Here is a 13,013-nt window from a genome sequence, read left to right on the forward strand (position 1 = left end):
TAACGCATTGAATAAAAACAATAATAAATATACGAAAAACACTTCCGGTCGACTATTGCGGGATCCTCGGTTTGCCTAGACTCTTATATAAGACTTCACGAAACGAAACGCCATAACGCCAGCCGCTTCGACGAAGACAGAGTCACCCATCCATTACAGGCAACCCAAGGAGAACACGATGACCATCACCCGCGAAGAACAGGCGAAGCAACTCCAGCAGCAATGGGATACCGATCCGCGCTGGAAAGGCATCAAGCGCACCTACTCGGCGCAGGACGTGATCCGTCTGCGCGGTTCGGTTCAGGTGGAACACACGCTCGCCAAACGCGGCGCGGAAAAGCTCTGGGAAAGCGTCAACAACGAGCCGTTCGTCAACTCGCTCGGCGCACTGACCGGCAACCAGGCGATGCAGCAGGTCAAGGCAGGTCTGAAGGCGATCTATCTGTCGGGCTGGCAGGTGGCGGGCGATGCGAACGTCGCCGGCGAAATGTATCCGGACCAGTCGCTGTATCCGGCCAACTCGGTGCCGCTCGTCGTGAAGCGCATCAACAACACGCTCACGCGCGCTGACCAGATCCAGTGGTCGGAAGGCAAGAACCCGGACGACGAAGGCTATATCGACTACTTCGCCCCGATCGTCGCCGACGCGGAAGCCGGTTTCGGCGGCGTGCTGAATGCGTTCGAACTGATGAAGGCGATGATCGAAGCCGGCGCCGCGGGCGTGCACTTCGAAGACCAGCTCGCGTCGGTGAAGAAGTGCGGCCACATGGGCGGCAAGGTGCTCGTGCCGACCCGCGAAAACGTCGCCAAGCTGACCGCCGCGCGTCTGGCCGCCGACGTCTCCGGCGTGCCGACCGTGCTGCTTGCCCGGACGGACGCGGAAGCCGCCGACCTCGTCACCTCGGACATCGACGACAACGACAAGCCGTTCCTGACCGGCGAGCGCACGGTCGAAGGTTTCTACCGCACGAAGCCGGGGCTCGAACAGGCGATCTCGCGCGGTCTCGCCTACGCGCCGTACGCGGACATGATCTGGTGTGAAACCGGCAAGCCGGACCTCGAGTTCGCGAAGAAATTCGCCGACGCGATCCACAAGGAATTCCCGGATCAACTGCTGTCGTACAACTGCTCGCCGTCGTTCAACTGGAAGAAGAACCTGGACGACGCGACCATCGCCAAGTTTCAGCGCGAACTCGGCGCGATGGGCTACAAGTTCCAGTTCATCACGCTGGCCGGCTTCCACGCGCTGAACTACTCGATGTTCAACCTCGCGCACGGCTATGCCCGCAACCAGATGACGGCCTTCGTCGAAATGCAGCAGGCCGAGTTCGCCGCAGCCGAAAAGGGCTTCACCGCGGTGAAGCATCAGCGCGAAGTCGGCACCGGCTACTTCGACGCCGTGACGCAAACGGTCGAACGCGAAGCGTCGACGACCGCGCTGCACGGCTCGACAGAAGACGAGCAGTTCTTCGACAAGAAGGTGGCCTGACAGGCCACGCGACAGGCCGCGTCGTCGCCGAGCATGTCGGCCTCGCGGCCTGATCGCCGAAACGCCAGCGCAGAAGACGATTAAACGGCTCCGATAGAGAGCCGCCGTCACAGGGAGGAGCCGCGTCGCCGGAGGTATCGACTCTCAGCCCCGGCGGCCGGAGTCTGGGAGAAAACTCGCAGCAGCGGAGAAAGCGCCGGCCCAGCGCAGCGCGCCGGCGAGTAGTGGCGCGCCGGCTTCACCGCCGGCGCGTTTTTTGACGCCCCCAGGCGCTGCCCAACTGCCGTTCAGCGGTACACGATCACCGGAATCTTCGTATGCGTCAGCACCCGCTGTGTTTCGCTGCCGATCAGCAGACTGCCCAGGCCACGCCGCCCGTGCGACGCCATGAAGATCACGTCGCAAGCACCCTGCTCCGCCGCTTCGATGATGCCGAGGTAAGGCGCCGGATGGACGCTGGTCCGGCTGTCGACGACCACGCCGACACGCCGCGCGGCCATCTCCACTTCCCGCAGATGCACGCGCGCTTCGCGCTCGCTGCGCTGCAGGAATTCGGCGGGCGGCTCGACCACCACGTCGGAAAACGGCGAGTACGGATATTGCGGCAGGCACGCGTATGCAGTAATCCGCGCGCCGACGGCCTGCGCCAGATCGATCGCGCCGTCTATCGCTTTGTGTGACAGGTCGGAACCATCAGTCGGAACCAGGATGTGCCTGAACATGATGCCCTCCGTCGCCGGCTGCGCGCAGCGCGGCGTGAGCGTCCAACGAGGCTCGGCTTGTAAGCCGCTTCAATCGATTGTAGGTCGCGGAAATGAGGGCATGGATTCACCAGGGGTCTGTCCGCATATCGGAAACGGGTTGCTCGCGACGCCGCGCATCAGCCCCAGTAGCCGGGATGGCCATACGTATGCTTGAGAAAGTCCAGAAACAGCCGCACCCGCAGCGGCAGATGGCGGCGCTGCGGAAACACCGCGTGGATGCCGATCGGCGGCGCGGCAAATTCGTCGAGCACGCTCACGAGCCGCCCCGCCGCGATGTCGGTGCCGACTTCCCACCAGGAGCGCCACGCGAGTCCATGGCCGGCGAGACACCACTCGTGCAGCACTGCGCCGTCGGAGCATTCCATCGTGCCGGACACTTTGATCGACACCACCTTGTCGCCCTGCTGGAACATCCAGCCGCGCTGCTGGTTGGCGCTCGCACCGAGCGCAAGACAGTTGTGCCGCGCGAGATCGGCCAGCGTGTGCGGCGCGCCGCGCCGGCTCAGATAGCCCGGCGACGCCACGCACACGCGCCGGTTTTCGCCGAGCTTCAGGGACACCAGCGACGAATCCGGCAATTCGCCGAGCCGCACCGCGCAATCGAAACCTTCGTTGACCAGATCGACGAGCCGGTCGGAGAGATCGAGTGTGATCGACACGTCCGGATGCGCGACGGTGAACGCCGGCACCAGCGGCGCGACGTGCCGCCGCCCGAAACCGGCCGGCGCCGACAGCCGCAGATGGCCGCTCGCCTTCACGCCCCCCTCCGACACGCTCGCTTCGGCGTTCTGCATGTCGTGAATGATGCGCTGGCAGTCTTCGAGGAACGCGGAGCCTTCGAAAGTCAGCGTGATCTTGCGGGTGGTGCGCACCAGCAGCTTGACGCCGAGCCGCTCTTCAAGCGCGTCGACGCGGCGGCCGATGATCGCGGGCGCGACACCTTCGGCCAGGGCGGCGGCCGACAGGCTGCCCTTGGCCGCGACGGCGACAAAAGTTTCGATCTGCTTGAAACGATCCATAGGAGATGCGCGCCGCGAGGCCCGAAGGAGATTGCTCGGACTACGCGTGAAAGTGAGGGTGCGCGTCAGATTAGGTGGATGAAAGTAAAAGATCAAGTGATGTTTAGCTTCTTTTTTAGCGTCGAGTATCACTAATACAATCCGTCCTGACCTCTGACAGGAGTGCACGGCAATGTCGGCCACAACGACACCTTCCCCCCAAGCAGTGATTTTCGACGCGTACGGCACGCTTTTCGACGTGCATTCGGTGATCGCCGCCGCCGAGCAGATATTCCCCGGTCACGGCGACGCGCTCTCGCAGCTGTGGCGCCAGAAGCAGATCGAGTACACGCAACTGCGCACGCTGGCCGCTCCCGCCGACGCACCCGGCGCGCACTACCGGCCGTTCTGGGACATCACGCTCGACGCGCTGCGCTTCGCCGCGAAAAAGCTTCAGCTCACGCTGGGCCGCGCCGCCGAGAAGCGGTTGATGGACGAATACGCGTGCCTGTCCGCGTTTCCCGATGCGGTGCCGGCGCTGCGCGCGTTACGCGACGCGGATGCAGGCCCTGAACCCGCGTCGACGCCTTTGACGCCCGCCGCCGACGAACCCGTTGCACGCCTCGGCCTCGCGATTCTCTCGAACGGCAATCCGCAGATGCTCGACATTGCGCTCAAAAGCGCCGGTATGTGCGGACTGTTCGACCACGTGCTTTCCGTCGACACCGTGCGCGCCTACAAGCCCTCGCCCGCCGCGTACGCACTGGGCACGCGAGCCTTCGACGCACCGCCGCCCGACATCGTCTTCGTGTCGTCGAACGGCTGGGACGTGGCGGGCGCGACGTGGTTCGGCTTCACCACGTTCTGGCTCAACCGGCAAAACGCTCCCGTCGAAGAACTGGGCGTCGCGCCGCATGGTACGGGCGGCGGCATGAACGACCTGCTTGCTTTTCTGCAGGCCCTCGCATCGCCTCGCCGCTCAGTCAGTTCTCCGAACCATCCCGGCAGCCACCGCAGACGCCACAGCCCTGGCACGTGACGGCGGCTCCACGGACTATCCCAACGCTTTTTCAACATCCACGATTTGCACAATCTGACCGACCAAGGAGAACACATGGCGAATTCGCTCTCATCACTGTCGCTGCCGCAGGGCATGGACATCTCGGCTGAAATCAAGCCGGGCTTTGACGCGATCCTCACGCGCGAAGCGCTCGAACTCGTCGCCGCGCTGCATCGCACGTTCGAACCGCGCCGCCAGCAATTGCTGCAGGCGCGCGCGGAGCGCACAAAACGGCTCGACGCCGGCGAGCGTCCCGACTTCCTCGCCGAGACGAAATCCGTGCGCGAGGGTGACTGGACAATCGCGCCGCTGCCGCAAGACCTGCAATGCCGCCGCGTGGAGATCACCGGTCCGGTCGAGCGCAAGATGATCATCAACGCGCTGAACTCGGGCGCTGATTCGTACATGACCGACTTCGAGGATTCGAATGCGCCGAGCTGGGACAACCAGATCACCGGGCACATCAATCTGAAGGACGCAGTGCGCCGCACGATTTCGCTTGAGCAGAACGGCAAGTCGTACCGGCTGAACGACAAGGTCGCCACGCTGATCGTGCGTCCGCGCGGCTGGCATCTCGACGAGAAGCACGTGAAGGTGGATGGCAAGCGCGTGTCGGGCGGCATCTTCGATTTTGCGCTCTTCATGGTGCACAACGCGAAGGAACTGGTCGCGCGCGGCTCGGGCCCGTACTTCTATCTGCCGAAGATGGAGAGCCATCTGGAAGCGCGTCTGTGGAACGACATCTTCATCGCCGCGCAGGAAGCGGTTGGCGTGCCGCGCGGCACGATTCGCGCGACGGTGCTGATCGAGACGATTGTCGCCGCGTTCGAGATGGACGAGATTCTGTACGAGCTGCGCGAGCATAGCTCGGGGCTGAACGCCGGCCGCTGGGACTACATCTTCTCGGCGATCAAGAAGTTCAAGGCCGATCGCGATTTCTGCCTCGCCGACCGCTCGCAGATCACGATGACCTCGCCGTTCATGCGCGCGTATGCGCTGTTGCTACTGAAGACCTGCCATCGCCGCAACGCGCCGGCGATCGGCGGCATGAGCGCCCTGATCCCGATCAAGAACGACCCGGCGGCCAACGACAAGGCAATGGCCGGTGTACGCTCCGACAAGGCACGCGATGCCGGCGACGGCTACGACGGCGGCTGGGTCGCGCATCCGGGCCTCGTGCCGATCGCCATGGAAGAGTTCGTCAAAGTGCTCGGCGACAAGCCGAACCAGATCGGCAAGCAACGCGTCGACGTGCTCGTCACGGCCACCGACCTGACGGACTTCCGTCCCGAGACGCCGATCACCGAAGGCGGTTTGCGCAACAACATCAACGTCGGCATTCACTACCTGGGATCGTGGCTCGCGGGCAATGGCTGCGTGCCGATTCACAACCTGATGGAAGACGCCGCTACCGCGGAAATCTCGCGCTCGCAGGTTTGGCAGTGGATCCGCTCGCCGAAGGGCAAGCTCGACGACGGCCGCAAGGTGACGGTCGAACTCGTGCGCGAGCTGGCGGTGCAGGAACTCGATAAGGTCAAGCAGGCGGTGGGCGGCGATACGAAGCCGTACGAGCGCGCCGCGCAGATCTTCGAGGAGATGTCGACGTCGGAGCAGTTCACCGACTTCCTGACGCTGCCGTTGTACGAGGAGCTTTGAGGTTGCTGACGCGCGTCCTGCCGTCCGGGCGTGTGGCGCTATGCGGTGGATAAGCTCCGCGTGATGCTGTAGCGGCTGTAGCGAGGTGCCTTCATTCCCCTATGCGGATTCAAGGCGGCTCGAGCCGCAAGACTGACCGACCGCACGGCCCGCCAGGCGCAAGCCTGCCGGGCCTTTTTTTTCACGCGTCACGCCTGTCACCTTTCGCCGATTCGCCGTACGGCGCGCTCAGCCAGTCAGCGCGAGTTTCGGTATTCGACCCAGTCGCCGGATTTGATTTCAGGCAGGCCCTTCACCGCATTCGGCGTGACCGGATAGAAACGGCAATTCACCACGTCGCCGTCCACCTTCACCATCACTTCGCGCGCGAGAAAGCGATCTTCGACGCCGGGGTAGACGGCTTCGATTTCGTCGAGCACCGCGACCAGTGCATCGTCGATTTCGTAGACGTCGCCGATCACGTCGACGCCCGCTTCGTCGACGACAAGACCCGGATAGAGACCGAAGTCGAACAGATGGCCGCGCACCGAGGCCGTGCCGAGCAGATTCGGCGCGTCGATCTCGTTGCGCGCCGCGGCTTCGCTGATGTCGTTCACTTCACCGGCACGCAGCGTGCCGTATACAAAGACGGTTTGCATCGTCGTTCGCTCTCCTTGAATGAGGGTGTGGCTTCCGGTCAGGCCACGGTTCAGCCGGCGTTCCTGTTCAATTCAATTCAATTCAGCGCCGCGCTCGCGACGAGCACGCCGTCGATGTCCGCGTAGATCCATTCGCCGGGACGCACCAGCGCACCGGGCAACTGCACCGCCACGTCACGCTCGCCGGCACCGCGCTTCTCGGCGCGGCGCGGGCAGGTCGCGAGCGCCGCCACGCCGACGTTGACCTCGTTGAGTTCCAGCGTGTCGCGCACGCAGCCGTTCAGCACGATGCCGGCCCAGCCGTTCTGCTCCGCGATCTGCGCGAGATCGCCGCCGACCAGCGCGCAACGCAGGCTGCCGCCGCCGTCGACCACCAGCACGCGGCCCGCGCCCTTCTCTTCGAGCGTGGTGCGCACGAGCGCGTTGTCTTCGAATACCTTCAGCGTCACCGCCTCGCCGCTGAAGCACTCAGTGCGACTGAACAGGTGAAAGACCGGCTCGAGCACGCGCAGCGTGCCGAGTGTCAACTGGTCTTCGTGCGCGTCGCACAAATCCGCGGTAGCAAAGCTCATGGGGGTCTCCTCGAGGGCGGGACAGTCGGGACATTATGCAACGGCGGGCTGCGGCCAACATCTACAATGATGAGGCCCGCCGGGGGTGTGGTCGCGGAGTTGTGGTCGTGGATCTGTGAGCGCGGAACTTGCGCATCCGGTATCGCCACGCACCGCGCCGACTTCCGGCACTCCGTTCCCTGGACCGATCTTCGCCATGACTTCGTCCGCCGACACCGAATTGTCGAGCTTCGTGCGCTTCGCCGACATTCCGCCCGAGTTCCAGCCGACCGAGACGCACCCGATCCGCGTGCGCTCGCGGCAAATGCCGTCCGGCTGGCGCATCGCGCGTCATACGCATGCGTGGGCGCAGGTGGCGTATGCGTCGCGCGGCGTGCTGCGCGTCGCGACGACAGGCACGACCTGGATGGTGCCGCCATCGCGTGCGATCTGGGTGCCGCCGCATGTGACGCACGAGGTAGTGGCCGTCGAAGATGCGTTCCTGCGCACGCTCTACATCACCGAAAGCACGGTGCCGGCAGGGCTCGATACGCCGCGCGTCGTCGAGGTTTCGGATCTGCTGCGCGAAGTCATCGCCGCGCTCGATACGCCCGGCATTTCGGCCGCACGCGAACAGTTGCTCGGCGCGCTCGCGCTCGACGAACTGACGCGCTCGGAGCCGCTGCCGCTGTCCGTGCCGATGCCCAATGAAAAACGTCTGCGTGCGCTATGCGAGGCCGTGATCGCGGATCCGACTCACGGCGAGTCGCTCGAACAATGGGCGTCCAGCGTGGGTGCGAGTACGCGCACGATCGCGCGGCTGTTTCGGCAGGAATTGGGGGTGAGTTTTTCGCAATGGCGTCAGCAGGCGATCCTCGCGCGCGCGATTCCGCTGCTGAGCCAGGGACGGCCGCTCTCGCATGTCGCGCGGGAACTCGGCTATCAGAGCCAAAGCGCATTCTCCGCGATGTTCCGGCGCGCGTTCGGTAAGAGTCCGCGCGCATTCATCGAGCGCGGCTCGGAGCATCGCGTGGAAGACGGCGAACTCGGCACCGCGGAGACGGACGACGAATCGGCGCAGGATCGCGCGAACGCGTCGAACGGCGCCGCGAACTGAGTGTCGATCTCAGACCCGCCGCGCGAGATGACGGATCGCGCCGAGCTGTGCCAGACGCGGCCCCGCGAGCTTGTAGCCCTTGCGCTGATACAGCCGCGCCGCGGGATTGTCCACGAACACGCGCAACTGCAATTCGCGCAGCCCACGCTCGCGCGCCCATTGATGCGAGATGTCGAGCAGATACGTGCCGGCGCCGTGCCGCCGATGACCTTCGGCAATCTGCACATCGCGGATATGGAGGGAATCGCCCTCCTGCGTGATGCGCAACACGCCGATCGCCTGGTCGTCCACTTCGAGAATAAAATTCTCCGACTCGCGCCAGCTGCCGAGAAACAGATCGGCCCGCCACACGAGATGGTGCCGGCGATAGTAGCCGCCCATGTTGTTGCGAGTCAGCGCCTCGGCGAACTCGAAATCGTCCATGCTGGCATTGCGCAGATGAAACGGTGACGGAGCTTCGGTTGGATCGAACATGGCGGAACACGAAGATGGGTCGGTCAACGGTAAAACAGCACGCGCACGCTGGCAATGGCTGTTTGTCCCGAGGAGCATACCAGGCGGGATGGTCGGCGGAAATAAAAAAAGCCCACTTCTTTCGAAGTGGGCTTTCTCAAATCTGGCGGAGCGGACGGGACTCGAACCCGCGACCCCCGGCGTGACAGGCCGGTATTCTAACCAACTGAACTACCGCTCCAGATTTTGCACCTACTGCACCGTTCAAACTTCCAACCGAACGACGCCGATGTCTTGGCGTCCCCTAGGGGATTCGAACCCCTGTACTCACCGTGAAAGGGTGATGTCCTAGGCCTCTAGACGAAGGGGACAACGTACTGCTTACACCTTTAATGAAAAAGCCCGTTCAGATTTGAATGAACGGGCTTTGTCTGGCGGAGTGGACGGGACTCGAACCCGCGACCCCCGGCGTGACAGGCCGGTATTCTAACCGACTGAACTACCACTCCAGTCTTTACACCCAAGCTTGCGAGCGTCGGTTATTTCTCTGCAAGCTGCATTGCTTTACTGCCAATCGGGCTTTAACCCGACCACTAAAGCGACGCTGATGTTTGGCGTCCCCTAGGGGATTCGAACCCCTGTACTCACCGTGAAAGGGTGATGTCCTAGGCCTCTAGACGAAGGGGACATAATCTTTTCAGATATGTCTTTGATCTGCTGCTAACTCACGCTAACTTCTTAGTATTTCGTTTCGCCAACAGCAAAGACCGATATTCTAACTACGTTTCAAGCGCTTGTGAAGTCTTTTTTTCTACAACTTCCAGACTTCTGAACAACTTTACTCTTTTGTTGGTGGAGGTAAGCGGGATCGAACCGCTGACCTCTTGCATGCCATGCAAGCGCTCTCCCAGCTGAGCTATACCCCCTGCACATCAGAGAAACGAGATTTTAGAGGCCAATCTGCGCTTTGTAAATACCCTTTGCGCAATTACATGCGACTTTTTTTCAAGCCGCATGCAAACCCTCTCAACGCGCGTATGAACGCACCCGCTTACGCCAGCGCTTTTTCAATACGACTCACGACCACGTCACGGCCAAACAGCATCAGCACGCTGTCGATCGACGGCGTGTGCGTCGTGCCTGCCACCAGCAGACGAACCGGCATCGCCAGTTGCGGCATCTTCAGTTTGTGCGTGCCGAGCGTCGCCTTCAGCGCGGCGGCGATCGCCTCCTTGCTCCATTCGACGGTCTTCAGTGCGGCGGCCAGATCGGCCAGTGCCGGACGCACCACGTCGGTCACGTGCTGCGCCAGCGATTCGGCATCGGGCGCCGGTGTGCGATAGAACATGGCGGCGTTTTCCGCGATCTCCTTCACCGTCGACGCGCGATCCTTCAGCAAGCCCACCACTGCGGTCAGATCCGCGCCCTGTGCAAGCGCCGCTGCGTCGATACCCAACTCGGCGAAGAACGGCTTTGCCAACTCCGCGAGACGCGCGTTGTCCGCTTCCTTGATGTAGTGCGCATTCAGCCAGTTCAGCTTGTCGTGGTCATACTGGGCCGGCGACTTGCCGAGGTGATCAAGATCGAACCATTCGACGAACTGCTCACGCGAGAATACTTCCGCGTCGCCGTGCGACCAGCCGAGTCGCGCCAGATAGTTGACCACCGCTTCCGGCAGATAGCCGGCATCGCGATAGCCCACCACGCTCATCGCGCCATGGCGCTTGCTCATCTTCTCGCCCTGCTCGTTCAGCACGGTCGGCAAATGCGCGTATACCGGCGGCTCGCCGCCCAGCGCACGGAGAATGTTGATCTGGCGGGGCGTGTTGTTCACGTGGTCGTCGCCGCGGATCACGTGCGTGATGCGCATGTCCAGATCGTCGACCACCACGCAGAAGTTGTACGTCGGCGTGCCGTCGGGACGCGCGATCACGAGATCGTCGAGTTCCTCGTTCGAGATCTCGATGCGGCCCTTCACCGCGTCGTCCCATGCGACCACGCCCGTCAGCGGGTTACGGAAGCGCAGCACTGGCTGCACGCCTGCCGGGGGCTGCGGCAGCACCTTGCCCGGTTCGGGGCGCCACGTGCCGTCGTAGCGCGGCTTTTCGCCGGCTTCGCGCTGCCGTTCACGCAGCGCGTCGAGCTCTTCGGTCGACATGTAGCACGGGTAAACGAGCCCGGCGTCCTGCATCTCTTTGAGCACTTCGCGGTAACGGTCCATGCGCTGCATCTGGTAGAACGGGCCTTCGTCGAAATCGAGGCCGAGCCACGCCATGCCTTCGAGAATGGCATCGACGGATTCACTGGTGGAGCGCTCGACGTCGGTGTCCTCGATCCGCAGCACGAAGGTCCCTTTCATCTTGCGCGCGAACGCCCACGGATAAAGCGCGGAGCGAATGTTGCCGAGGTGGATGAAGCCGGTGGGACTCGGTGCGAAACGGGTACGAACGGAGGTGGTCATTAGCGGTTACTCGAAGACTGGCGCCGGCGCCCGGGCGGACATAGCCCGTCAGGCGCGGCAGCGGACCGCGCCCATGCGGCGGAAAAGCGCCGTGCATGGACACGAGGGAATTAAATGCGAGAGGCGAATTATACCTTCCGCGCGCGCGTTGCCTGGCCTCGGCCGAATGGACGATGGCGGTGTCCGCGAGGCCTCGGCTAGCGTGTGGAATGGGCTTTAAGGGCTGGCTTGGCGGTGTCGGCGCGCGTGCGCCCGGCAAACTTCCGGGATGTATCGTGCGAGCAGTGGACTGCGGCGCCCGCTGGCCTGGTCGCAGGGCTATGTTTCAACGGGGACCGGCTGAAGGCAACCGAGCCGCTCGCGCGCTGCGCGAGACGCGTGTTTCGCCGAGCTGAGCCGAGGCGCCTGCGCACCGCTCCGGCCGCGCACGTGCGCCGAGCCCGAGCCCGAGCAGCCGCCCTGAAGCCTCGGCGAAACCGCCCCAAGCCACTCGAATGCTTCCTCTGCAACGTTTCATTACCAGGCCGCCGCGCGCGTGGGCCTTTGATTTATGATGTGCGCGCGCTGCGGTTGCCGATAGATCTGCAGTGCGTGGAATTGCCGCTGGCGATCCTGTCCGTTTGACTATCAGTCTGAACGCGGCCCGCGGCGACGCCGGTCGCGTCGCCCGCGCCGTTGCTGGAGAACTCGTTGAAACCCTCGTCGCCCCGTCTCGCCCGCCGCAACTTTTCATTGGCAGCCGCCTCGGCGGTGCTGGCCGCCTGCACCACGACCGGCGGCGGCAAAACCGACAACTCGCCGGTCGCCGCCACGCCCACCGCCAACCCGCCACCGCTCGACAAAGCGCAGCGGCCGGTCCGTGTCGCGCTGGCGCTGGGCGGCGGCGCCGCGCGCGGCTTCGCGCACATCGGCGTGATCAAGGCATTGGAGGCGCGCAACATCCATGTCGATCTGGTGGCTGGCACCAGCGCCGGATCGGTGGTCGGGGCGCTGTACGCATCGGGTATGAACGGCTTTGCGTTGAACAAGCTCGCGCTGACCATGGACGAGGCGTCGATAAGCGACTGGGCGATGCCATTTCGCACGCGGGGCTTCCTGCAAGGCATCGCGCTGCAGAACTATCTGAACACGACGCTGAACAACCGTCCGATCGAGAAGATGGCGAAGCCTCTCGGCGTGGTGGCCACAGATCTGAAAACCGGTCAGCCGATTCTGTTCCAGCGCGGCAACACGGGCGTCGCGGTGCGCGCGTCGTGCAGCGTGCCGTCGATTTTCGAGCCGGTGAAGATCGGCGGTCACGAATATGTCGACGGCGGTCTGGTGAGCCCGGTGCCCGCCTCGTTCGCACGCAAGATGGGCGCGGACTTCGTGATCGCCGTGGATATTTCGCAGCGCCCGGAGAGCGGCCTGACCGCCAGTTCGTTCGACGTGCTGATGCAGACCTTCACCATCATGGGCCAGACGATCAAGGCCTATGAACTCGACAAGTACGCCGATGTCGTGATCCGGCCAAATCTGGCCGCGATGAGCGGCAGCGATTTTTCGCAGCGCAACGCGGCGATTCTCGCGGGCGAGGAAGCGGTGGCGAAGATGATGCCGGAGTTGCAGCGCAAGCTGGCCGCGAGCCGGCCGACGGCGTAAGTTGGCCGGGGCGGAGGCTGGGACGGCGCCGGTGGGCTGCCACCGGCACGGCAGCTGGTCAAAGTTCGGGCGGAGCCCTCAGCAAGAGCCGGCGCAAATTCAGCCTATCCGGCCCGAAAATCGCACAAGACAACCACCTCGCCGCTCTTAAACCGCCACCAGAATGCAAAAAGCCTGCTTCATCC

At 63.6% G+C, this 13,013-nt stretch carries 11 protein-coding genes and 5 tRNA genes; 5 read left to right on the top strand and 11 right to left on the bottom strand.

Translation table 11 applies throughout. The features are described from left to right. Window positions 1-184 precede the first annotated feature (184 nt). Entirely contained in the window at window positions 185-1,489 is a 1,305-nt protein-coding gene (gene aceA, locus PQQ53_RS11380; RefSeq protein ID WP_408324271.1) for an isocitrate lyase, read from the top strand. 287 nt (window positions 1,490-1,776) lie between these two features. Here aceA and PQQ53_RS11385 read toward each other — a convergent pair whose 3' ends face one another. Continuing rightward, the gene (locus PQQ53_RS11385) at window positions 1,777-2,211 is read right to left on the bottom strand and encodes a universal stress protein (protein WP_408144164.1); all 435 of its coding nucleotides are present in this window, start codon (window positions 2,209-2,211) and stop codon (window positions 1,777-1,779) included. A gap of 158 nt (window positions 2,212-2,369) precedes the next feature. Continuing rightward, window positions 2,370-3,272: a LysR family transcriptional regulator gene (locus tag PQQ53_RS11390; protein ID WP_408144162.1), complete on the bottom strand. Its 903-nt coding sequence runs from the start codon at window positions 3,270-3,272 to the stop codon at window positions 2,370-2,372. 172 nt (window positions 3,273-3,444) lie between these two features. Here PQQ53_RS11390 and PQQ53_RS11395 point away from each other — a divergent pair, with 172 nt between their 5' ends. Next, window positions 3,445-4,290, top strand: coding sequence for a (S)-2-haloacid dehalogenase (locus PQQ53_RS11395; RefSeq protein WP_408144161.1), 846 nt, complete (start codon window positions 3,445-3,447; stop codon window positions 4,288-4,290). Between the two features lie 75 nt (window positions 4,291-4,365). After that, window positions 4,366-5,967 (top strand): malate synthase A, encoded by a 1,602-nt coding sequence (aceB, locus tag PQQ53_RS11400; RefSeq protein WP_408144159.1) that lies wholly within the window; start codon window positions 4,366-4,368, stop codon window positions 5,965-5,967. Window positions 5,968-6,203: 236 nt separating this feature from the next. Here the strand turns inward: aceB and PQQ53_RS11405 are convergent, their stop codons facing one another. Continuing rightward, window positions 6,204-6,605, bottom strand: a complete 402-nt coding sequence (locus PQQ53_RS11405; RefSeq protein ID WP_121317490.1) for a gamma-glutamylcyclotransferase family protein — start codon at window positions 6,603-6,605, stop codon at window positions 6,204-6,206. A 77-nt stretch (window positions 6,606-6,682) separates the two neighbouring features. Beyond that, window positions 6,683-7,177 carry a ribonuclease E activity regulator RraA gene (gene rraA, locus PQQ53_RS11410; RefSeq protein WP_408324137.1) on the bottom strand — a complete coding sequence of 165 codons (495 nt, stop codon included), beginning with the start codon at window positions 7,175-7,177 and terminating at the stop codon, window positions 6,683-6,685. Window positions 7,178-7,373: 196 nt separating this feature from the next. On the opposite strand from rraA, the gene PQQ53_RS11415 reads away from it, so the two are divergent. Further along, the gene (locus tag PQQ53_RS11415; RefSeq protein WP_408144154.1) at window positions 7,374-8,273 is read left to right on the top strand and encodes an AraC family transcriptional regulator; all 900 of its coding nucleotides are present in this window, start codon (window positions 7,374-7,376) and stop codon (window positions 8,271-8,273) included. Between the two features lie 9 nt (window positions 8,274-8,282). Here PQQ53_RS11415 and PQQ53_RS11420 read toward each other — a convergent pair whose 3' ends face one another. The 7 genes from PQQ53_RS11420 to gltX all read right to left on the bottom strand — a co-directional run bounded on the left by PQQ53_RS11420 (window position 8,283) and on the right by gltX (window position 11,187). Next, entirely contained in the window at window positions 8,283-8,747 is a 465-nt protein-coding gene (locus PQQ53_RS11420) for a GNAT family N-acetyltransferase (RefSeq protein WP_408324139.1), read from the bottom strand. Window positions 8,748-8,890: 143 nt separating this feature from the next. Further along, window positions 8,891-8,967: transfer RNA gene (locus PQQ53_RS11425), tRNA-Asp, on the bottom strand. Window positions 8,968-9,021: 54 nt separating this feature from the next. Beyond that, window positions 9,022-9,097 (bottom strand) — tRNA-Glu (locus PQQ53_RS11430). 61 nt (window positions 9,098-9,158) lie between these two features. After that, window positions 9,159-9,235 (bottom strand) — tRNA-Asp (locus PQQ53_RS11435). Window positions 9,236-9,338: 103 nt separating this feature from the next. Further along, window positions 9,339-9,414, bottom strand: a tRNA-Glu gene (locus tag PQQ53_RS11440). Between the two features lie 162 nt (window positions 9,415-9,576). Then, window positions 9,577-9,652, bottom strand: a tRNA-Ala gene (locus PQQ53_RS11445). A 125-nt stretch (window positions 9,653-9,777) separates the two neighbouring features. After that, window positions 9,778-11,187, bottom strand: a complete 1,410-nt coding sequence (gltX, locus tag PQQ53_RS11450) for a glutamate--tRNA ligase (protein ID WP_408144150.1) — start codon at window positions 11,185-11,187, stop codon at window positions 9,778-9,780. Between the two features lie 690 nt (window positions 11,188-11,877). Between gltX and PQQ53_RS11455 the strand changes: the two genes are divergently transcribed. Beyond that, window positions 11,878-12,828 carry a patatin-like phospholipase family protein gene (locus PQQ53_RS11455; RefSeq protein ID WP_408157034.1) on the top strand — a complete coding sequence of 317 codons (951 nt, stop codon included), beginning with the start codon at window positions 11,878-11,880 and terminating at the stop codon, window positions 12,826-12,828. The last annotated feature ends 185 nt before the right edge of the window (window positions 12,829-13,013 follow it).

Source organism: Paraburkholderia strydomiana, assembly GCF_046030495.1.
Classification (GTDB): domain Bacteria; phylum Pseudomonadota; class Gammaproteobacteria; order Burkholderiales; family Burkholderiaceae; genus Paraburkholderia; species Paraburkholderia strydomiana_A.